Origin of the sequence: Roseovarius sp. MBR-78 (genome assembly GCF_040547535.1) — a bacterium.
Lineage (GTDB): Bacteria > Pseudomonadota > Alphaproteobacteria > Rhodobacterales > Rhodobacteraceae > Roseovarius.
On the sequence record NZ_JBEPPX010000006.1, the window covers coordinates 51,168 to 71,507 of the forward strand.

The 20,340-nt window shown below is 64.5% G+C and carries 19 protein-coding genes, 1 tRNA gene and 1 pseudogene; 12 read left to right on the top strand and 9 right to left on the bottom strand.

The genetic code is table 11. The annotated features are described in order from the left end of the window. Positions 1-19: 19 nt before the first annotated feature. Both ABIE58_RS06410 and tpiA read left to right on the top strand, forming a co-directional pair. Positions 20-370 (top strand): HesB/IscA family protein, encoded by a 351-nt coding sequence (locus tag ABIE58_RS06410; RefSeq protein WP_354543876.1) that lies wholly within the window; start codon positions 20-22, stop codon positions 368-370. A 38-nt stretch (positions 371-408) separates the two neighbouring features. Then, entirely contained in the window at positions 409-1,161 is a 753-nt protein-coding gene (gene tpiA, locus ABIE58_RS06415; RefSeq protein ID WP_354543877.1) for a triose-phosphate isomerase, read from the top strand. A gap of 32 nt (positions 1,162-1,193) precedes the next feature. On the opposite strand, the gene ABIE58_RS06420 is transcribed toward tpiA, so the two are convergent. Continuing rightward, positions 1,194-1,655 carry an Lrp/AsnC family transcriptional regulator gene (locus ABIE58_RS06420; RefSeq protein ID WP_354543878.1) on the bottom strand — a complete coding sequence of 154 codons (462 nt, stop codon included), beginning with the start codon at positions 1,653-1,655 and terminating at the stop codon, positions 1,194-1,196. A 164-nt stretch (positions 1,656-1,819) separates the two neighbouring features. On the opposite strand from ABIE58_RS06420, the pseudogene cobA reads away from it, so the two are divergent. From cobA to ABIE58_RS06450, 6 genes and pseudogenes are all read left to right on the top strand, one after another. Next, positions 1,820-2,575: pseudogene (gene cobA, locus ABIE58_RS06425) on the top strand (uroporphyrinogen-III C-methyltransferase); the annotation flags it as partial. Between the two features lies 1 nt (position 2,576). Further along, positions 2,577-2,888: a DUF2849 domain-containing protein gene (locus ABIE58_RS06430; protein WP_354543879.1), complete on the top strand. Its 312-nt coding sequence runs from the start codon at positions 2,577-2,579 to the stop codon at positions 2,886-2,888. A gap of 32 nt (positions 2,889-2,920) precedes the next feature. Continuing rightward, entirely contained in the window at positions 2,921-4,591 is a 1,671-nt protein-coding gene (locus tag ABIE58_RS06435; protein ID WP_354543880.1) for a nitrite/sulfite reductase, read from the top strand. Beyond that, a complete protein-coding gene (locus tag ABIE58_RS06440; protein ID WP_354543881.1) occupies positions 4,578-5,312 on the top strand; it encodes a phosphoadenylyl-sulfate reductase in 735 nt (244 codons plus the stop codon). The genes ABIE58_RS06435 and ABIE58_RS06440 overlap by 14 nt, the downstream gene beginning before the upstream one ends. Continuing rightward, entirely contained in the window at positions 5,309-5,713 is a 405-nt protein-coding gene (locus tag ABIE58_RS06445) for a DUF934 domain-containing protein (RefSeq protein WP_354543882.1), read from the top strand. Before ABIE58_RS06440 ends, ABIE58_RS06445 begins: the two co-directional genes overlap by 4 nt. A 70-nt stretch (positions 5,714-5,783) precedes the next feature. Next, entirely contained in the window at positions 5,784-6,638 is an 855-nt protein-coding gene (locus ABIE58_RS06450; RefSeq protein WP_354543883.1) for a ferredoxin--NADP reductase, read from the top strand. Positions 6,639-6,735: 97 nt separating this feature from the next. Here the strand turns inward: ABIE58_RS06450 and ABIE58_RS06455 are convergent, their stop codons facing one another. Beyond that, entirely contained in the window at positions 6,736-7,527 is a 792-nt protein-coding gene (locus tag ABIE58_RS06455) for a translation initiation factor 3 (protein ID WP_354543884.1), read from the bottom strand. Positions 7,528-7,792: 265 nt separating this feature from the next. Between ABIE58_RS06455 and infC the strand changes: the two genes are divergently transcribed. The 3 genes from infC (at position 7,793) to ABIE58_RS06470 (ending at position 9,506) form a co-directional block, all read left to right on the top strand. Next, positions 7,793-8,287, top strand: a complete 495-nt coding sequence (gene infC, locus ABIE58_RS06460) for a translation initiation factor IF-3 (RefSeq protein WP_502950069.1) — start codon at positions 7,793-7,795, stop codon at positions 8,285-8,287. Positions 8,288-8,579: 292 nt separating this feature from the next. Next, a complete protein-coding gene (locus ABIE58_RS06465; protein WP_354543885.1) occupies positions 8,580-9,203 on the top strand; it encodes a J domain-containing protein in 624 nt (207 codons plus the stop codon). Positions 9,204-9,302: 99 nt separating this feature from the next. Beyond that, on the top strand, positions 9,303-9,506 hold the full coding sequence (locus ABIE58_RS06470; protein ID WP_354543886.1) for a YgaP family membrane protein: 204 nt from the start codon (positions 9,303-9,305) through the stop codon (positions 9,504-9,506). 111 nt (positions 9,507-9,617) lie between these two features. Here the strand turns inward: ABIE58_RS06470 and uvrA are convergent, their stop codons facing one another. From uvrA to pdxH, 7 genes are all read right to left on the bottom strand, one after another. Further along, positions 9,618-12,500 (bottom strand): excinuclease ABC subunit UvrA, encoded by a 2,883-nt coding sequence (uvrA, locus tag ABIE58_RS06475; protein WP_354543887.1) that lies wholly within the window; start codon positions 12,498-12,500, stop codon positions 9,618-9,620. 159 nt (positions 12,501-12,659) lie between these two features. Continuing rightward, the gene (locus ABIE58_RS06480) at positions 12,660-13,217 is read right to left on the bottom strand and encodes a methyltransferase domain-containing protein (protein ID WP_354543888.1); all 558 of its coding nucleotides are present in this window, start codon (positions 13,215-13,217) and stop codon (positions 12,660-12,662) included. Positions 13,218-13,451: 234 nt separating this feature from the next. Beyond that, a complete protein-coding gene (locus tag ABIE58_RS06485; RefSeq protein ID WP_354543889.1) occupies positions 13,452-17,114 on the bottom strand; it encodes a vitamin B12-dependent ribonucleotide reductase in 3,663 nt (1,220 codons plus the stop codon). Positions 17,115-17,515: 401 nt separating this feature from the next. Next, positions 17,516-17,592 (bottom strand) — tRNA-Pro (locus ABIE58_RS06490). 56 nt (positions 17,593-17,648) lie between these two features. Further along, positions 17,649-18,140, bottom strand: coding sequence for a DUF192 domain-containing protein (locus ABIE58_RS06495; protein ID WP_354543890.1), 492 nt, complete (start codon positions 18,138-18,140; stop codon positions 17,649-17,651). Further along, positions 18,110-18,643 (bottom strand): cold-shock protein, encoded by a 534-nt coding sequence (locus ABIE58_RS06500; RefSeq protein ID WP_354543891.1) that lies wholly within the window; start codon positions 18,641-18,643, stop codon positions 18,110-18,112. Before ABIE58_RS06500 ends, ABIE58_RS06495 begins: the two co-directional genes overlap by 31 nt. 122 nt (positions 18,644-18,765) lie before the next feature. Then, on the bottom strand, positions 18,766-19,368 hold the full coding sequence (pdxH, locus tag ABIE58_RS06505; RefSeq protein WP_354543893.1) for a pyridoxamine 5'-phosphate oxidase: 603 nt from the start codon (positions 19,366-19,368) through the stop codon (positions 18,766-18,768). A 161-nt stretch (positions 19,369-19,529) separates the two neighbouring features. Between pdxH and fabI the strand changes: the two genes are divergently transcribed. After that, a complete protein-coding gene (gene fabI / locus ABIE58_RS06510) occupies positions 19,530-20,336 on the top strand; it encodes an enoyl-ACP reductase FabI (protein ID WP_354543894.1) in 807 nt (268 codons plus the stop codon). Positions 20,337-20,340: the final 4 nt, after the last annotated feature.

Genomic DNA, 20,340 nt, shown 5'->3' on the forward strand with positions numbered 1-20,340 from the left:
GGGTTGAAAGGAAATCTTCATGTTCGGAATTCCCGGAAAACAAGCCGTTTCCATGACCCCCGTCGCGGCAGAGCGCATCGCGAAGCTGATGGGCCGCGACGGCCATCAGGGGCTGCGCATCGGCGTCAAGAAAGGCGGCTGCGCAGGCATGGAATACACGATGGAGTATGTGACAGAGATTGATCCCCACGATGAAGTGGTGGAGCAGGATGGTGCCCGCGTCATGATCGCGCCGATGGCACAGATGTTCCTGTTCGGCACCGAGATTGATTACCAGACCTCTCTGTTGGAATCGGGCTTTGTGTTCAACAATCCCAATGTCACCGAATCCTGCGGCTGCGGCGAGTCGATCAAGTTCGCAGATATGTGAGCTTTACCCCACAACCCATTGCTGAAAGGCGATTTTTCATGAAACGCAAACTCGCCGCCGGCAATTGGAAGATGAACGGCACCAACGCAAGGCTGGCCGAGATCACCGCGCTGGCCACCGCCCATCCCGCACCCGGTGTCGATATCCTGATCTGCCCGCCTGCCACGCTTGTGGTGCAGGCCGCCGCCCTCACCGCAGATCACGCGATGATGATCGGCGCGCAGGATTGCCACCCCGCCCCCTCGGGCGCGCATACGGGCGATATCTCGGCCCCGATGCTGGCCGATGCGGGGGCCGGGGCGGTCATCCTCGGCCACTCGGAGCGGCGCGAAAATCATCATGAAACCAATGACCTGATCTCGGAAAAGGCGCGCGCTGCCCATGCTGCGGGCCTGATCGCGGTGATCTGCCTTGGCGAAACGCTGGCCCAGCGCGAGGCCGCGCAAACCCTCGACGTGATCGCCAGCCAGATGCACGCCTCGCTGCCCGACAGCGCCAGCGCCGCCAATACCGTCATCGCCTACGAACCGGTCTGGGCTATCGGGACAGGCCTCACCCCCACATCCGCGCAGATCGCCGAGGTCCACGGCCTCTTGCGCAGCCTGCTGGCCGAGCGCCTCGGCGCGCCCGAGGCCGCCGCCCTCCGGCTTCTCTACGGTGGATCGGTTAAGCCCTCCAACGCATTGGAAATATTCGACATTCCCAATGTTGATGGTGCGCTTGTCGGGGGCGCGAGCCTGAAGTCACCGGATTTCTCACCGATCATCACGGCCCTCGAATCCGCCTCCTGACATTCACCTTGTCACAATGACGCCAACCCCGCTCAGACCGGCAGCGCGGTGGTGGATTTGATCTCCTCCATCGACAACAGTGCCGTCACGGTATGGATCGACACTTCCGAGATCAGCGCCTGATAGAACACGTCATAGGCCCGCGCATTGGCCACCCGCACCTTGAGGATGTAATCCACGTCCCCCGCAAGCCGGTGCGCCTCCATCACCTCGGGCCGTTCGCGCAGCGTGCGCAGGAACCGAAGCTGCCACCCGGCATCATGCTCGGATGTTCGGATAAGCACGAAAAAACAGGCCTCTAGCCCCAGGGCCTCGGCATCGAGCAGCACCGTTTGCTGCCGGATCACCCCAGCCTCGCGCAGCTTGCGGATGCGGTTCCACACCGGCGTCTTGGAACTGCCCACGGCGCGCGCGATCTCGTCGAGCGATTGCGCCGCATCGCGCTGCATCTCGCCAAGGATTTTCCGGTCAAGCTCATCAATCCGGACTGTCATTCCGCTTCTCCTTCAAAACCGGAACAATGCCCCGGCAAGTCCTCATTCATGGAACAAGTTTCCTTATTCGCGGCAGTATATGGCGCAATGGTGGGAATATTTCCTATATTGGTGGGGAAGTCAAACAAGCCCGGACCCGCCTCGCCATGCCCATCCCGCGCACGCCCCAACCCGCCCCCATCGCCCTTGTCGGCGCAGGCCCCGGCGGGGCCGATCTGCTCACGCTGCGCGCCCTGCGCCTGATCGAGGCGGCCGATGTGGTGATCCATGACCGGCTGGTGGGCGCGGATATCCTCGGGCTGGCGCGCCGCGACGCTCTGTTGGTTGCCGCCGGCAAGGAGGGGTTCGGCCCCTCCACCCCGCAACAGGCGATCAACGCGCTGATCGTGGGGCACGCGCAAACCGGCGCGCGGGTGGTGCGGCTCAAGGGCGGCGATCCGGTGCTCTTCGGGCGGCTTGACGAGGAGCTTGAGGCGATCGACGCCGCAGGTCTCGCCTATGAGATCGTGCCGGGCATCACCGCCGCCTCTGCCGCCGCCGCCGCCATCGGCCAGAGCCTCACGCAGCGCGGGCGCAATTCCGGTATCCGGCTGCTCACTGGCCACGACATGGAGGGCTTTGCCGATCACGACTGGCGCGCGCTGGCGCGGCCCGGCGAGGTGGCGGCGCTCTACATGGCCAAGCGTGCCGCGCGCGTCATCCAGGGCCGCCTGATGATGCACGGCGCGGCCCCCGGCACGCCGGTCACGCTGGTGGCCAATGCCGCCCTGCCCGATCAACGCATCCTCGCCACCACGCTGGCCGACTGGCCCACCGATCTGGCCGAGGCGGGGCTGAACGGGCCTGCGCTCACCTTTATCGGCCTTGCCCCCCGCGCGGCGCGCAAGGAAATTCCGCATTTCATACAGGAGCTTGCCTGACATGCCCCGAGACTTCACCCCCAAGGTCGTGACCGCCAATGCCCTTATCGAGGGCGATGTCGTCTATCTCGCCGCCGATGACCGCTGGACGCGGGACCTCTCGGAGGCCGAATTGCTGATCGACGAGGCCGAGGCCGAGTATCGCCTGCTTCAGGCAGAGGCGCGCGCGGGCGAGATTGTCGGCGCCTATCTCGCCGATATGCGCCCCGGCCCCAACGGCCCCGAGCCGGTGCATTTCCGCGAGGATTTCCGGCGCACCGGCCCCTCGAACCTCTTTCACGGCAAGCAGTCCGAAGGACTGTCGCGGGCCTGAGACCCGCGACCTCCCAAGGGAAGGATCATCAGATGTATCAATACACCGATTTCGACCGCGCCTTTCTCGCGACCCGCAACCGCCAGTTCCGCGCTCAGGTGGAGCGGCGCATCGACGGAAGCCTGACCGAGGACGAGTTTCGCCCGCTGCGCCTGATGAACGGGCTTTACCTGCAACTGCACGCCTACATGCTGCGCGTGGCGGTGCCCTATGGCTCGCTCGATCCGGCCAAGATGCGGCAACTGGCGATGATCGCCGAGCGGTGGGACAAAGGCTATGGTCATTTCACCACCCGCACCAATATCCAGTATAACTGGCCCAAGCTGGCCGATGTGCCCGATATTCTCGACGCGCTGTCGCAGGTGGGGATGCACGCGATCCAGACCTCGGGCAACACCATCCGCAACGTGACCTCGGACCATTTCGCAGGCGCTGCGGCGGATGAGTTGACCGATCCGCGCCCGGTGGCAGAGCTGATCCGGCAATGGTCCACCGACCACCCGGAATTCCAGTTCCTCCCCAGAAAGTTCAAGATCGCGGTGATCGCGTCCGAGGCCGACCGCGCGGTGATGAAAAGCCACGATATCGGGCTGCGCATCGTCGAGCGGGATGGCGCGCGCGGCTATCAAGTCTGGGTTGGCGGCGGCATGGGCCGCACGCCGATGGTGGCCAAGCTCTTGCGCGATTTCCTCCCCGAGGCGGACCTTCTGCCCTATCTCGAGGCCATCGTTGCCACCTATAACCGCATGGGACGGCGCGATAACAAATACAAGGCGCGCATCAAGATCACCGTGCACGAGCATGGGCTTGACGCGTTCCGCGACGAGGTCGAGGCCGAGTTTCCGGCGCGGCGCGCGGTCTTCTCGGGTGCCGATCAGGACTGGCTCGCCGATATCCGGGCGCGCTTTGTCACGCCCCGGCTCACAGAGCGTGACGCCGCCGCCTATTACGCCGCGCGCGACAATGATCCGCTGTTCCGGGCGTGGACCGATACCAACGTGGTGCCGCACAAGCACCCCGATCACGGCATCGTCACCATCAGCCTCAAGGCGCATGGCGCGACGCCCGGCGACGCGTCTGCCGAGCAAATGCGCCTCGTCGCGGACCTTGCCGAGCGCTATGGCCACGATGACATCCGCGTGACCCATGCGCAGAACCTCGTTTTGCCGCATGTCGCGCTGGCGGATATCCCGGCGGTGCACGCCGCGCTGCGCGAGGCGGGGCTGGGGACGGCCAATATCGGGCTTGCCTCGGATATCATCGCCTGCCCCGGCATGGATTATTGCGCGCTGGCAACTGCGCGCTCGATCCCGGTGGCGCAAGGGATTGCCACGCGGCTCGACGAGTTGAAGATCGAGCACGAGGTGGGCCATCTCCAGATCAAGATATCGGGCTGCATCAATGCCTGCGGGCATCACCATGTCGGCCATATCGGCATCCTTGGCCTCGACCGCGCCGGGGTGGAGAATTACCAGATCACCCTTGGCGGCGATCCGTCCGACAGCACGGCCATCGGCACCCGCACTGGGCCGGGCTTTGCCTATGACGAGATCGTGCCGGCGGTGGAGCGGCTCATATTCGCCTATCTCGACCTGCGCGAGGGGCCGGAAGAGACCTTCCTCGAGACCTACAGGCGCCTCGGCATGGCCCCGTTCAAATCCGCGCTCTACGACACGGAGGCCCGTGCCCATGCCGCAGAATGATCTCAGCGACCGGGTTGCTGCGCTCAACGCGCGCTATCGCCACCACTCGGCGACATCGGTGCTGGCTCATGCGCTTGGCGATGCGCAGGCGGGGCGGCTGGCGCTTGTGTCGAGCTTCGGGGCCGAATCGGTGGTGCTTTTGCACATGGTGGCGGTGACGCGGCCCGAGACGCCGGTGATCTTCATCGACACCGAGATGCTCTTTGCCGAAACGCTGGTCTACCAGCAGGAGCTGGCCGAGCGGCTGAATTTGCGCGATCTGCGCATCATCCGCGCCGACCCCGCCGACCTGCGCCGCGACGACCCCGACGACACGCTGCACCGGCGCGATACCGATGCCTGCTGCACCCTGCGCAAGACCCTGCCCTTGCAACGCGCGCTCGGCGATTTCGACGGCTGGATCACCGGGCGCAAGCGCTATCAATCCGGCACCCGCGCCGCGCTTGATTTCTTTGAGATCGAGGAGGGCACGGACCGGATCAAGGTCAACCCGCTGGCGCATTGGGCACGCGAGGATATCCGCACCTATATGGAGGAAAACCGCCTACCCCGGCATCCGCTGGTCAGCAAGGGCTATCCCTCCATCGGCTGTATGCCCTGCACCACCCCCGTGCGCGAGGGCGAAGACCCGCGCGCCGGCCGCTGGCGCGACAACGACAAATCCGAATGCGGCATCCATATCGTCAATGGCCGCGTCATCCGCAAAGGAGTATCCGCATGAGCATTATCGTCACCGACCGGGGCTTTGGCCCCGATGACTGGACCGCGCCCATCGTGGCGCTCGAGGATGCGCGCCCCGGCGTCGGCATCAACCTCGCGGCCAGCGCCGACCCGATGGAACTGGCCGGGCGGTTGCGCGATACGCCGCTGATCCGGGTGAATTTCGCCAGCTTCGCCGATGGCCGCGGCTTTACCATCGCGCGGCGGCTGCGGCTCATGGGCTACAAGGGGCGGCTGCGCGCGGGCGGGCATGTGATCGCCGATCAATACGCGATGGCGCGGCGCGCGGGCTTTGACGAGGTGGAAATCAGCGATGATCTCGCCGCGCGGCAACCGCAGGATCAATGGGCGTTCCGCGCCAACTGGCGCGACCATGACTATCAGTCGCGCCTGCGCGGCTGATCGCCCCCTTCACCTGACCAAGATCAAAGATTAAAAGAGGCTGTCGGGCTACAACCCGGCATGAAGTGCAATGACCGAGATGAGTGCCGTGACAGAAGCGACCGCCGCCAAGGCCCCCAAGACGCCCACCCTGCCCGACGCGCAGACGGTGACGCAGGTGACGCATTACACCGACCGGCTGTTTGCCTTCCGGGTGACGCGGCCCGCCTCGCTGCGGTTCCGCTCGGGCGAATTCGTGATGATCGGCCTGATGCAGGTGGATGAAAAAACCGGCAAGGAAAAGCCGCTGCTGCGCGCCTATTCCATCGCCTCGCCGTCCTGGGATGACGAGCTTGAATTCTACTCGATCAAGGTGCAGGACGGCCCGCTCACCTCGCGGCTTCAGCATATCCAACCCGGCGACAAGATCATCCTGCGCCCCAAGCCCGTGGGCACGCTGGTGCATGACGCGCTCTTGCCGGGCAAGCGGCTGTGGCTTTTCGCCACCGGCACGGGCATCGCGCCCTTTGCCTCGCTCTTGCGCGACCCGCAGACCTATCACGATTACGACGAGGTGATCCTCACCCATACCTGCCGCGAGGTGGGCGAGCTGACCTATGGCAAGGAATTGATCGACAGCATCCGCAGCGACGAAATGCTGGAGGAGTTGATCGGCGAGGGCTTTGCCGACAAGCTGCGCTATTATCCGACGACGACGCGCGAGGAGAGCCCCAAGATGGGCCGCATCACCGACCTGATGCGCAAGGGTGAGGTCTTCGACGATCTCGGCGTCAAGCCGCTCGCGCCCGAGACAGACCGCGCGATGGTCTGCGGCAACCTCGCCTTCAACCTCGAGATCAAGCAGATGCTGGAGGATTACGGCCTGCGCGAAGGGGCCAATTCAGAGCCGCGCGAATATGTCGTGGAAAAGGCCTTCCTCGACTGAGGAACCTGCCGCCATCCTCGGGCGCGTCCCGAGGCACGCAACAAAAACCCGCGCAAGGACAACGCCTTGCGCGGGTTTTCTTGTGTTGCCGGATGGCTCAGTAGCCAAGCGCCTCGCGTGCAGATTCGAGCGCGGCCTTGAGCATCTCGGGGTTGTCCTGCGCGGCCTTCAGCCCCTGAACCAGCAGGTTTTCCTGCATCGCGCCAAGGCCCGCGCCCTCAATCAGGCCGCGCGCGGCCTCCATGTCAAAGCCGCCAACGGTCAGCGCCTCGGGGGCCTGCTCGGCAGCTTGCGCCTCGGGTGCAGGCAGGCTCTCGGTCACCGCCTGCTCGGCAGCCTCGGCTGCGGTCTCGGCGGCAGGCTCGGTCGCGGCATCGGCGGCGTCCACGGCACCGGTGGCGGTCTCCACGGCCTCGCTCGCCCCATCCGTGGCCGCGTCTGCCGCCTGCGTGGCCGCGTCGCTCGCGGCCTGCGTGGCCTCTGTGGCGGTGTCTGCCGCCGCATCTGCCGCGCCCGTGGCCGCATCGGTCGCCGCCTCGACGGCCTCTTGCGCGGCCCCCGCCGCATCGCTCGCGGTGTCGGCCACCGCCTCGGCGGCCTCGGTCGCCGCCCCCTCGACCGCCTCAACCGCCGCCCCGGCGGCCTCCTCGGCCTGCGTGGCCGCGTCCTGCGCCGCTTGCGTTGCGGTATCAGCCGCCTCCGCTGCCGCATCGCCCGCCGCCTCGACGGCCTCGCCCGCCGCCGTCTCGGCATCGCTCAGCGCCTGCGGGGCCTCGATCTCGCCCTGCGACACGCTCTCGACCACCTCTGTCACCGACTTGCCGGTCATCAACATGTAGCCGCCGCCCAGAACCACGGCCGCCAGCACAATCCAGATCAGGTTTTTCATCCCCAACTCCTCGTTATATCCCAAGGGCCAACACGATAGCGGCCCCTTCCGGTCTTCGCCCCCCAGATGAGGGCATTGCCCCGGCACCTCAAGGGGAAAAACCGCCCCGCGCACCCCGCCTGGCCGGATTTTGCCGCTTGAAAGCCGTGCCCCCCGCGTTTACCTTCCACCGCCAAGTCAACACGCCGATTGTAACAATAAAAGGACCAAAGCCATAGCCCGCAGACCTCACAACGCGCCGCCCACGCGCGACACCGGACCCCGCGTGAACGACCGTATCCGCGCCGACGAAATCCGCCTCATCGGGGCCGACGGCGAGAATGTCGGCGTCGTCACCCCCGCCCAGGCACTCGTTATGGCCGAGGAGGCCGGGCTCGACCTCGTGGAAATCTCGCCCAATGCCGCGCCGCCGGTCTGCAAGATCATGGATTTCGGCAAGTTCAAGTATGAGCAGCAGAAACGCGAGGCCGAGGCGCGCAAGAAGCAGAAGATCATCGAGATCAAGGAGGTCAAGTTCCGCCCCGGAACCGACACCCACGATTACGAGGTCAAGATGCGCAACGTGGTCAAGTTTCTCGAAGGCGGCGACAAGGTCAAGATCACCCTGCGCTTTCGCGGGCGCGAGATGGCGCATCAGCATCTGGGGCGCGAATTGCTCCAGCGGATCGCTGGCGATGTCGAGGGCATCGGCAAGATCGAGAACATGCCCAAGATGGAAGGCCGCCAGATGATCATGATCATCGGCCCCGGCGCAAAGTGATCCGGCCCGCCAACCGCGCGCCTGCAGGGGATCAAGGATAAACCCAACGGGGCGCGGTGCCGCGAACGGCAGGGCGGCCCGGCACGCATGCCGGGCCCGCGTGATCGACACGGCCCCAAGCGGGCAGAATCGACAAGCCAGAACCGTTTTGAGTCAATAGCCTGCGACAAGATCGCGGGCCGCTCGCCTGCGGTCCTTCATGATCTCTTCACGCGGTTTTTTTGACCTACCCCCCTTCTATTCCGCGCGTTTTGCCATACACTCTGCGCCCTGACTCGGAAAGGTTTTTCGCATGTCCAAGACTGACCCATTCGGCTTCGATCTGTCCGTGTCCTCGGCCAAGCGCAAGAAGCCGCGCGGGCGCCGGGCGATGTCGGGTGCCTCGGAAACATCGACCCGGCAGTGCGAGCATCCCGGCTGCGAGGAGGCCGGGCTTTACCGGGCCCCCAAATCGCCCGACCTGCTCGACGAATACCTGTGGTTCTGCCAGGAGCATGTGCGCGAATACAATCTCAAGTGGAACTTCTTCGAGAGCACCACCGAGGCCGAGATGAACGCGCAAATGTCGCGCGACAAGGTCTGGGACCGCGAGACGCGGCGCTTCACCGATCCCGAGGCCCGCGCCTGGGCGCGGCTCGGCATCGAGGACCCGCACCAGGTGCTGGGTCAGAACGCCACCCGCAACCCCGGACGCCGCCAGAGCGGCACCCGCAAACTGCCGCCGACCGAGCGCCGCGCGATTGAAATCCTCGAGGCCGCCGATAACTGGACGAAGGCCGATCTGCGCAAGGCCTACAAATCGCTCATCAAGGTGCTGCATCCCGATATCAACGGCGGCGACCGCAGCCAGGAAGAGCAGTTGCAACAGGTGGTCTGGGCCTGGGACCAATTGAAGGACAGCCGCAATTTCAAGTGAGGCTTGGTGACAGGATCACAGAGCGGCGGGCGCGGATATGCGATGATCGGGGCATGACGCGGGGCACCACGCCCCGCGCGCAACCCGAAAGGCGCTCTCATGCTCAAGAAAAACGTCGGCACCATCGACCGCGCGCTGCGCATCCTCCTCGGCCTCGCCCTGCTGGCCGGGTTCTTTCTCAACCGCGACGGGGCCTATAGCTGGCTCTACCTGATCGGCATCGTGCCGCTGGTCACGGGGTTGATGTCGTCCTGCCCGCTCTATTCGATCCTCGGGCTGAGCACCTGCCCGCTCAAGAAGTGACTGAAAAGCAGCGTCACCCTCGGAATTGATCCGAGGGTCTCTCACCGCACGAGATCCTCCGGTCACGCCGCAGGATGACACGGCATCGGGCCGAAGGACGCCATCGCGCCCCTACTCCGCCGCCACCCGGCGCGCGCTCAGCATCTCCTTGAGATAGCGACCGGTATGGCTGCGCGGCTCTTGGGCCACCGCCTCCGGCGTGCCCTCGGCCACGATCTCGCCGCCACCGTCGCCACCCTCGGGGCCGATGTCGATGATGTGATCGGCGGTCTTGATGACATCGAGATTATGCTCGATCACCACCACCGAATTGCCCTGATCGACCAGTTCGTGCAGCACCTCCAGAAGCTTCTTCACATCCTCGAAATGCAGCCCCGTGGTCGGCTCGTCGAGGATATAGAGCGTGCGGCCCGTCGACCGCTTGGCCAGTTCCTTCGACAGCTTCACCCTCTGCGCCTCGCCGCCCGAAAGCGTGGTCGCCTGCTGGCCCACCTTGATATAGCCAAGGCCGACGCGCATCAGCGCGTCCATCTTCTCGCGGATCGACGGCACGGCCTGGAAAAACCCCTGCGCCTCTTCAACCGTCATATCAAGAACGTCCGCTATGCTCTTGCCCTTGAAGCGAATTTCCAGCGTCTCGCGGTTGTAACGCGCGCCCTTGCAGGTCTCGCATTCCACGTAAACATCGGGCAGGAAATGCATCTCGATCTTGATGAGGCCGTCGCCCTGACAGGCCTCGCAGCGCCCGCCCTTGACGTTGAAGCTAAACCGCCCCGGCTTGTAGCCGCGCGCCTTCGCCTCGGGCAGGCCCGCGAACCAGTCGCGGATGGGCGTGAAGGCCCCGGTATAGGTGGCCGGGTTGGATCGCGGCGTGCGCCCGATGGGGCGCTGGTCGATGTCGATCACCTTGTCGAGATGCTCCAGCCCCTTGATCGTCTCGCAGGGCGCGGGCGTCTGCCGCGCGCCGTTGAGGCGCATGCTTGCTGTCTTGAAAAGCGTCTCGATGGTCAGCGTGGATTTGCCGCCGCCCGACACGCCGGTGACACAGACGAATTTGCCCAGCGGAAAATCGGCGGTGACCGATTTGAGATTATTCCCTGTCGCGTTGACAACGCGCAGTTTTTTCTTGTTGCCCTTGCGCCTGTTGGCAGGCACCGCGATCTCGCGCGCGCCCGACAGGTATTGCCCGGTCAGCGAGGCCGGATCGGCCGCCACCGCATCCGGTGTGCCGTGGCTCACCACCCGGCCCCCATGCACCCCCGCGCCGGGGCCGATGTCAAAAACATAGTCGGCGGTGCGAATGGCCTCCTCGTCATGCTCGACCACGATCACGGTATTGCCCTGATCGCGCAGGTTGCGCAGCGTCTGCAATAGCCGCCCGTTGTCGCGCTGATGCAAGCCGATGGACGGCTCGTCGAGCACATAAAGCACGCCGGTCAGGCCACTGCCGATCTGGCTCGCCAGCCGGATACGCTGGCTCTCGCCGCCCGAGAGCGTGCCCGCGTTGCGCGACAGCGTCAGGTAATCGAGGCCCACATTGACCAAAAACCCCAGCCGCTCGCGGATTTCCTTCAAAATCGCGCGGGCGATCTCGTTTTTCTGGTTGGTGAGGTGCTCGGGCACCGCCGCGCACCAGTCATGCGCCTCGCGGATCGACATTTGCACCACCTGGCCGACATGCAGACACTGGTCTTGCCCGCCTTTGGCGGGACCAATCCGCACCGCCAGCGCCTCGGGGCGCAGGCGGTAGCCCTCGCAGGTGCCGCAGGGGCGGTTGTTCTGGTAGCGCTCGAATTCCTCGCGGATCCACGCCGAATCGGTCTCGCGATAGCGCCGCTCCATGTTGGGGATCACGCCCTCGAACACGCGAGAGACGTTGTAGACGCGGCCCCCCTCGTCATATCGGAACGCGATCTCCTCCTCGCCCGAGCCGTAGAGGAACACCTGTTTCACATGGGCGGGCAGGTCGCGCCACGCGGTCGCCTTGTCGAATTCGTAATGCCTGGCGATGGAATTGATGGTCTGCGTGAAATAGGGCGATTTGCCCTTGCGCCAGGGCGCGATGGCCCCGTCGGTGATCTTTAGCGCCGCATCCGGCACGATCAGCTTTTCGTCAAAGAACAGCTCCACCCCCAACCCGCCGCAATCCGGGCAGGCCCCGAACGGCGCGTTGAAGGAAAACAGCCGCGGCTCGATCTCGGAGATGGTGAAGCCACTGACCGGACAGGCGAATTTCTCGCTGAAGGTCATCCGCTCCGGCTCCCCCTCGGTCGGGGCGGTCTCCAGCACGGCAATGCCATCGGCGAGATCGAGCGCGGTGCGGAAACTGTCGGCAAGCCGCGTCTCCAGCCCGTCCTTGACCACCAGCCGATCCACCACCACGTCGATATCGTGGCGGAATTTCTTGTCGAGCACGGGCGGCTCGTCCAACTCGTGAAATTCCCCGTTCACCTTCACGCGCTGAAACCCCGCCTTGCGCAACTCCAGGAATTCCTTGCGGTATTCGCCCTTGCGGTCGCGCACGATGGGGGCCAGCAGATAGGCGCGCGTGCCCTCTTCCATCGTCATCACGCGGTCCACCATGTCCTGCACCTGTTGCGCCTCGATGGGCAGGCCGGTGGCGGGCGAATAGGGCGTGCCGACGCGCGCGAACAGGAGCCGCATGTAATCGTAGATCTCGGTCACCGTGCCGACGGTGGAGCGGGGGTTCTTCGATGTCGTCTTCTGCTCGATGGAAATCGCCGGTGACAGCCCGCTGATATGATCGACGTCGGGCTTTTCCATCATGTCGAGGAACTGCCGCGCATAGGCGCTGAGGCTCTCGACATAGCGCCGCTGCCCCTCGGCATAGATCGTGTCAAACGCCAGCGAGGACTTGCCCGAGCCAGAAAGCCCTGTAATCACAACCAGTTGGTCGCGCGGAATATCCACGTCGATATTCTTGAGATTATGCTCGCGCGCGCCGCGCACCGAGATCGTCTTGAGTTCGGCCATTCTGACCCCCTTGCCACCGCCCATGACATAGAGGAGTGGGGCGAGTCGTCCAAGCCGAAATTGTGAACGAAGAGGGAACGCGTGAAAACGAGGTGCCGCGCCTGCCCTCCCCGCCCCGTCATCCCCGCGCAGGTGCCGTCATCCCCGCGCCGGCCATCCCTATTTCTGCGCAAGCGCCCAGGAACAGATCGGGAATGCCGGGTCGTCGGTCAGGTCGTCGGTGTCGGGATCATGCGGCGGCGGCCACGGCCCGTCGAGGTTGCGCCGCGCCGCCGCGCGGTTGCCCCATTGCCGGGCGGTGATCCTGTCCTCGTCGAACCCGGCCTCGATCAACAGGTTCTTCAGCCCCCGCGCGCTCCATCGCGAGCAATCCACCGGGTCGCCGTGATAGGGGATGAAGAACGGCACCGCCAGCCAGAACCAGCCATCGGCGCGCAGCATGTCGTGCACATGGCGGGTGGCGGCATAGGGCCGGTCGAGATGTTCCCACACCTGGTTGGCGAGGATCAGGTCGAATTGCTGCACCGCGCCGGTGGCGTCGGTGAACGGCCCCTTGCAGATATCGTGCCGGGGATAGCGAAACCGCGTGTAGCTGCGAAACGCAAAGCGCCGCCCGAACTTGCCCGAGATTTCGGCGGTGTCGAGCGTTTCGGGCTCCAGCGCTTGCAACCAGCGGCGGGTGGCCTTTTGCATCACGATGCGGTTGAGACTGGCCACGCGCGGCATCTCCTTCGGGGTGTCAGGGGGCAACCCTGCCCGAGGCCCGCGCGGGGCGCAAGAGCGGGCATCCGATCGCGCGGCTGCGGGGAGCCGGGCAGGACGACAGAAAAAGAGGGGGCACCAGGGCCCCCTCGAGTGTCGCGGATCGGGTGTCATTCACCGCCCGATTGTGGTTGTTGCCTGTCTCCGATCCGCGTCCAGGGCGAGCGCACCCGCCCCCGAACCCCGTTCTCAGCTACACCCGCTCGTCGAGCCGCAGGTGTTGCATTTCATGCAGGTGCCGTTCCTGACCAGCGTGTAGTTGCCACACTCGCCGCAGGCCTCGCCCTCGTAGCCCTGCATCCGGGCCTTGGTGCGCGCATCGAGGCTGGTGGGGCTGGCCGAGAGCGTGGCCTCCACCGTCTCGACGGTCATCGTATCGACCGTCATCGCCATGCCCGCGCCCGAGAAACCGCCCGTAAACCCGCCCGTGCCGGTGCCCTGCCCGCCCTGCAACACCACCAGTTCCTGCGGCAGGCGCTTGCGCAGATAGCCCGAGGAGCTGATCTGCTTGAGCACTTCCAGCGAGCGGCTTGCGGCCTCCTGCGACATCTCGGAGATATTGCTCACGCCGTCCTCTACACCCCGGCCCAGATCGTCGAAACTGGCGCCCGAGGGTTTCACATGGGCCAGATCGGTGCGATCAAGATAGCTCACCGCCAGTTCGCGGAAGATATAGTCGAGGATCGAGGTGGCGTTCTTGATGCTGTCATTGCCCTGCACCATGCCCGCCGGCTCGAACTTGGTGAAGGTGAAGGCATCGACGAATTCCTCCAGCGGCACGCCGTATTGCAGCCCGACGCTGACCGCGATGGCGAAATTGTTCATCATCGCGCGAAAGCCCGCGCCCTCCTTGTGCATGTCGATGAAGATCTCGCCCAGCTTGCCGCCCTCGTATTCGCCGGTGCGCAGATAGACCTTGTGACCGCCGACAATGGCCTTTTGGGTATAGCCCTTGCGTCGCTCGGGCAGCTTGTCGCGGCGCGATTTCTGGATTTCCTTGATGATCACCTTCTCGACGATCTTTTCGGCCAGCACGGCGGCCTTTTCCTGCTGGCTGCCGGATTCGAGCACCTCGGCGGCCTCGTCATCATCCTCGACCAGCGCCGAGGCGAGCGGTTGGCTCAGCTTGGAGCCGTCGCGATAGAGCGCATTGGCCTTGACGCCCAGCGACCACGACAGCTCATAGGCCTTCTGGCAATCCTCGATGGTGGCATCATTGGGCATGTTGATGGTCTTGGAGATCGCGCCCGAGATGAACGACTGCGCCGCCGCCATCATGTGGATGTGGCTCTCCACCCCGAGATAGCGCTTGCCCTTGCGGCCGCAGGGGTTGGCGCAATCGAAAACGTGGTAATGCGCGGGGTCGAGATGCGGCGCGCCCTCAAGCGTCATGGTGCCGCAGACATGGTCGTTGGCGGCCTCGATCTCGCGGCGCGAATAGCCCAGATGCGCCAGCAGATCGAATGTCGGATCAACCAACTTGTCGGCGGGGATACCCAGAACGCGGGTGCAGAACTCCTCGCCCAGCGTCCACTGGTTGAACACGAACCGGATATCGAACGCCGCGCCGAGTGATTTCTCGATCTTGGCCAGTTCCGCCTCGCCAAAGCCGTGCCCGATGAGCGAGGTGTGGTTGATCCCCGGCGCGTTGCCGATGGTGCCGTGACCCACGGCATAGCTGATGATCTCGCCAATCTCAGCGGGGCCATAGCCCAGCTTGGCCAGCGCCGCGGGCACCGACTGGTTGATGATCTTGAAATAGCCGCCGCCCGCCAGCTTCTTGAACTTGACCAGCGCGAAATCCGGCTCGATGCCGGTGGTGTCGCAATCCATCACCAGCCCGATCGTGCCGGTGGGCGCGATCACCGTGGTCTGCGCGTTGCGATAGCCGTGCTTTTCGCCCAGCGCCAGCGCCTCATCCCAGGCCGCGCGCGCCAGCGCACCGAGCCGCGCATCGGGGCAATTGGCGTGATCGAGCGGCACCGGCTTGACCGCCAGCGCCTCGTATCCCCCGGTCTTGCCATAGGCGGCGGTGCGGTGGTTGCGGATCACCCGCAGCATATGCTGCGCGTTGCGCCCGTAGCCGGCAAAGGCCCCCAACTCTCCGGCCATCTCGGCGGAGGTGGCATAGGCCACGCCGGTCATGATCGCGGTGAGCGCGCCGCACATGGCGCGGCCCTCATCGCTGTCATAGCCCAGCCCCATATTCATCAACAGCCCGCCGATATTGGCATAGCCAAGGCCGAGCGTGCGGAAATCAAAGCTCAGTTGCGCGATTTCCTTCGAGGGGAACTGCGCCATGGTGACCGAGATTTCGAGCGTCACCGTCCAGAGCCGGGTGGCGTGCATATAGGCTTCGGCGTCGAACTGCCCACCGTCGTAGAACTTCAGGAGGTTCATCGAGGCGAGGTTGCAGGCGGTATCGTCGAGGAACATGTATTCCGAGCACGGGTTGGAGCCGCGGATCGCGCCATCCTCGGGGCAGGTATGCCAGGCATTGACCGTGTCGTGATACTGAATCCCCGGATCGGCGCAGGCCCAGGCGGCGTGGCCCACCTGCTCCCACAGATCGCGCGCCTTGATCGTCTTGGCGGTGCTGCCATCCACGCGGTTGATCAGCGCCCAGTCGGCATCGTCGCGCACCGCCTGAAGGAAGGCGTCGGTCACGCGGATCGAGTTGTTGGAATTCTGCCCCGAAACAGAGGCATAGGCCTCGCTGTCCCAATCGGTGTCATAGGTCGGGAACTCGATGCTGCCATAGCCCTGCTTGGCATAATCCAGCACGCGCTTGACGTAAGTCTCCGGGATATGGGCGCGCTTGGCGCCGCGAATGGCGGATTTCAGATCGGGGTTCTTCGCCGGGTCCACCGCATCCTCGCTGCTGCCATCCCAAGTGCGGATCGCGGCGAAAATCTCGTTCAATTTCGCCTCATGCGCCTTCGATCCGGCGACGATGCTGGCGACCTTCTGCTCCTCCTTCACCTTCCAGTTGATGAAGTCCTCGATATCGGGGTGATCGGCGTCGCAGATCACCATCTTGGCCGCGCGCCGCGTGGTGCCGCCCGATTTGATCGCGCCCGCCGCGCGGTCGCCGATCTTGAGAAAGCCCATGAGACCCGAGGATTTGCCGCCGCCCGAGAGCCGCTCGCCCTCGCCGCGCAGGCTCGAGAAATTGGTGCCGGTGCCCGAGCCGTATTTGAAAAGCCGCGCCTCGCGCACCCACAGATCCATGATCCCGCCATCGCCGACCAGATCATCCTTGACCGACTGGATGAAACAGGCATGCGGCTGCGGGTGCTCATAGGCGCTGGTGGATTTGGTCAACTCGCCGGTCTTGAAATCAACGTAGTAATGCCCCTGCCCCGGCCCGTCGATCCCGTAAGCCCAGTGCAGCCCGGTGTTGAACCATTGCGGGCTGTTGGGTGCGGCCATCTGCATCGCCAGCATCGCGCGCATCTCGTCGTAATAGGCGCGCGCGTCCTCTTGGGAGGTGAAATAGCCGCCCTTCCAGCCCCAATAGGCCCAGGCCCCTGCCAGCCGGTCGAACACCTGCCGCGCGCTGGTCTCACCGCCAAAGCCGTCATTGTCCTTCGCCGCGACCGAGCGCCACAGGAATTCGGGCACGCCCTTTTCCTTCACACGCGCCAGCTTGTTCGGCACACCCGCCTTGCGGAAATATTTCTGCGCGATCACGTCAGAGGCGACCTGGCTCCAGCCTGCGGGCACCTCGATCCCGTCGAGCCGGAACACCGTGCTGCCATCGGGGTTGCGGATTTCCGAGCTGGTGGTGACAAATTCCAGCGCCGCATAGGCGTCCTGATCGGCACTGGTGAATTTACGTTCGATTTTCATTGGCTCTGCCCCGTGTTTCGTCGTCGCGTTGCGTGCGGCCTTGTGGCCTTGATTCTGCGGGCGGTCCGGCGTGGCCCGGCGCGCCCGAAACGGGCGCGGGCACCGGTCCGGTTGCTCCGCTTGGATTGTGTCGTGGTTTTACCGTCCCAATGGTGCTGGCTACTACATATTGTGGCTCTCTGCACCGCCCACACAAACTGACGTAAAGTATAGCCATTGGTCAACGGGAAAAATTGCCCTGCCGCGTGAAAAAAATAATTGACGACACGGATCGCGGCACCGCGATCACGCCCGCGTGATTCCTCCACAGGCGATGCAAAGCGGAAACCGCTTTCAGGGCCGCTGCTTAGCGCCCAAAGTTCAGTGACTGGATGAAAAGCGCCCACAGGGGAGGGGCGGAATGGTCGGGGCGGCGAGATTCGAACTCACGACCCCCTGTACCCAAAACAGGTGCGCTACCAGACTGCGCCACGCCCCGGACCATGCGCCCAGATAAGCCGGTTTGCCGGCGTTGAAAAGCGAAAAGCGCCGCGATCACTCGGCCGTGCAGGGCCAGGCGGCAGCGGCCTGATCGACCGCCGGGTGGCGCATTTCCCAGCCCTCGGAAATGCCGATTCGACGCGCCAGACCGCCATTGATCTCGAGCACGGTCTGGATGCCGTCGCCGCCCATCACCGGGCGCTCGTCATGGGGCTGCGCCTCGTGGCCGATCCGTTGCACCGTTCCGGTCGCATCCATAAAAATCATATCGAGCGGAATGAGCGTGTTCTTCATCCAGAACCCGACCGATTTGGGTTCGGGATAGACAAACAGCATCCCGGCAGAGGCGGCAAGGCTCTCGCGATGCATAAGCCCCTGCGCGCGCTCGGCCCCGGTATCGGCAAGCTCTACGCGAAACGCCGCCTCGCCGCCCGGACCGCGCAGATGCACCATGTCGTCGCGGCACGCGCCCGCCGCAACCGCGCTGCCCGCGACCACAAGGGCAACCGCCCCGATCAGTCGCTTGAACGAATCGCCGATTCCCATCCGCATACCTCGGTTGCCATGCGGCCCCTTTTACCATCTATCACGCGGATGGCCAGCGCCTCGCCGGGCTGCACATCGGCAAGGCCCGAGCGGCGCAACACCTCGACATGCAGGAACACATCCTCGGCGCTGCCGAACGTGTTGGCAAAGCCAAAGCCCTTGCCCTTGTCGAACCATTTGACGCGTGCAGGCTCCAGCGGCGCGGCGCGAAGCGCGGCCTCGTCCACCTCGGCGAGATCGGCAAGCCCGCTTCCCTCGGGATCGTCGGGCGGCTCGATGACATGCACCTGCACGGCCTGACGCCCGCGCGCCGTGTCCTGCACATCCATTTCGACCCCGGCGCGATCAGCGACCGAGCTTTGCCCGAAATTCCGCAGCACATTGGCGTGCAAAAGGATATCCGGCCCGCCCTCATCTGCCAGAACAAAACCGAAGCCTTTTACCGGATCGAACCATTTCACCCGGCCCTTGACCCGGTAAATCGCATTTTCGTCTGTTGTCACTCTGTCCTACCTAAACGTCTTCATCCCCAAGACCAGTCTCACAAATGCGTCATATTCAAACCTATGCGCAACCACAAAATAACCTTTTAACATAACCCTTTGCATTTCACGCAACGTGAAATTCAGGGATTGAGACGGTGAATTTCCCATGCTTCGCCCGGCGCTTCCCGGCTCCACCGAAAGCGGTCATGGAGGCGAAACGCCCCGTCCGCCCAGAACTCAATCTCAATCGGGGTGATTTTGAAACCTCCCCAAAAGGGTGGGCGCGGCGGGTTGGTGCCCTTTTGCGCCGTCACCTTCGCCACCTCCGCCATCAGCGCCGTGCGCGAGGCCAGCGGTTGCGACTGCCGCGAGGCCCAGGCCCCAAGGCGGCTCTTGAGAGAGCGGGAGGCGAAATAGGCATCCGCCTTCGCGCCCTCCTCGCGGGTGACATGGCCGCGAAACCGCACCTGGCGGCGCAGCGATTTCCAGTGCAGCACCCCCGCCGCCACCGGCTGCGCGGTCAGCTCCGTGCCCTTGGCCGACCCGTAATTGGTATAGAAAACAAAGCCGTCCGGCGCGATTTCCTTGAGCAGGACCATCCGCACATTCGGCATCCCCTGCCCGTCCACCGTGGCCAGCGCCATCGCGTTGGGATCGTTTATCTCGGCCCCCTCGGCGGCCTCCAACCACCGCCCCGCAATCGCGAACGGATCATCGCCCGCGAAAATTCCTTCTCTTTCCATTCGCAACCTCTCGCGTTCGTTTGGTAACAAATTGGTGTCGGGCGCGCGCGTGTCAACGATATTCCACGCCCCTCTCCGGCTCATCATCGCGTCGAGCGGGCCTTGATGACCCCTGTCCTATCGCCTAAAGGTCTTCAAAAGCGATGTGGCGGGGGCTGGGAATGGCGAACTCTTTGATGACGGGCAAGCGCGGGCTTATAATGGGGCTTGCCAATGACAAGTCCATTGCCTGGGGGATCGCCAAGGCCTGTGCCGATGCTGGCGCAGAGCTTGCCTTCAGCTACCAGGGCGAGGCGCTCATGAAACGCGTGGGCCCGCTCGCGGCGCAACTGGGATCGGATATCGTGCTGCCCTGCGACGTGGCCGACATGGCCTCGATCGACGCGCTGTTCGAGGGGCTGGCCGAACGCTGGGGCCAGCTCGATTTCGTCGTCCACGCCATCGGCTTTTCCGACAAGAACGAATTGCGCGGCCGTTACGTCGATACCAGTCGCGACAATTTCCTGCGCACGATGGATATCTCGGTCTATTCGTTCACCGCCGTGATGCAGCGCGCCGAAAAGATGATGGGCGAAGGCGGATCGGCGCTGACGCTGACCTATTACGGAGCCGAACAGGTCATGCCGCATTACAACGTGATGGGCGTGGCCAAGGCGGCGCTGGAGGCCTCGGTGAAATACCTGGCCGAGGACCTGGGCCGCGACGGCATCCGCGTCAACGCGATCAGCGCCGGGCCGATCCGCACGCTGGCCGCCTCCGGCATCGGCGATTTCCGCTATATCCTGAAATGGAACGAGCTGAATTCGCCGCTGCGCCGCAACGTGACCATCGACGATGTCGGCAAGTCCGCGCTCTACCTGCTCAGCGATCTCGGCTCGGGCACCACCGGCGAGAACCTGCATGTCGATGCCGGCTATCACATCGTCGGCATGAAGGCGGTCGATGCGCCCGATATCGACGCCACCTGAGGAC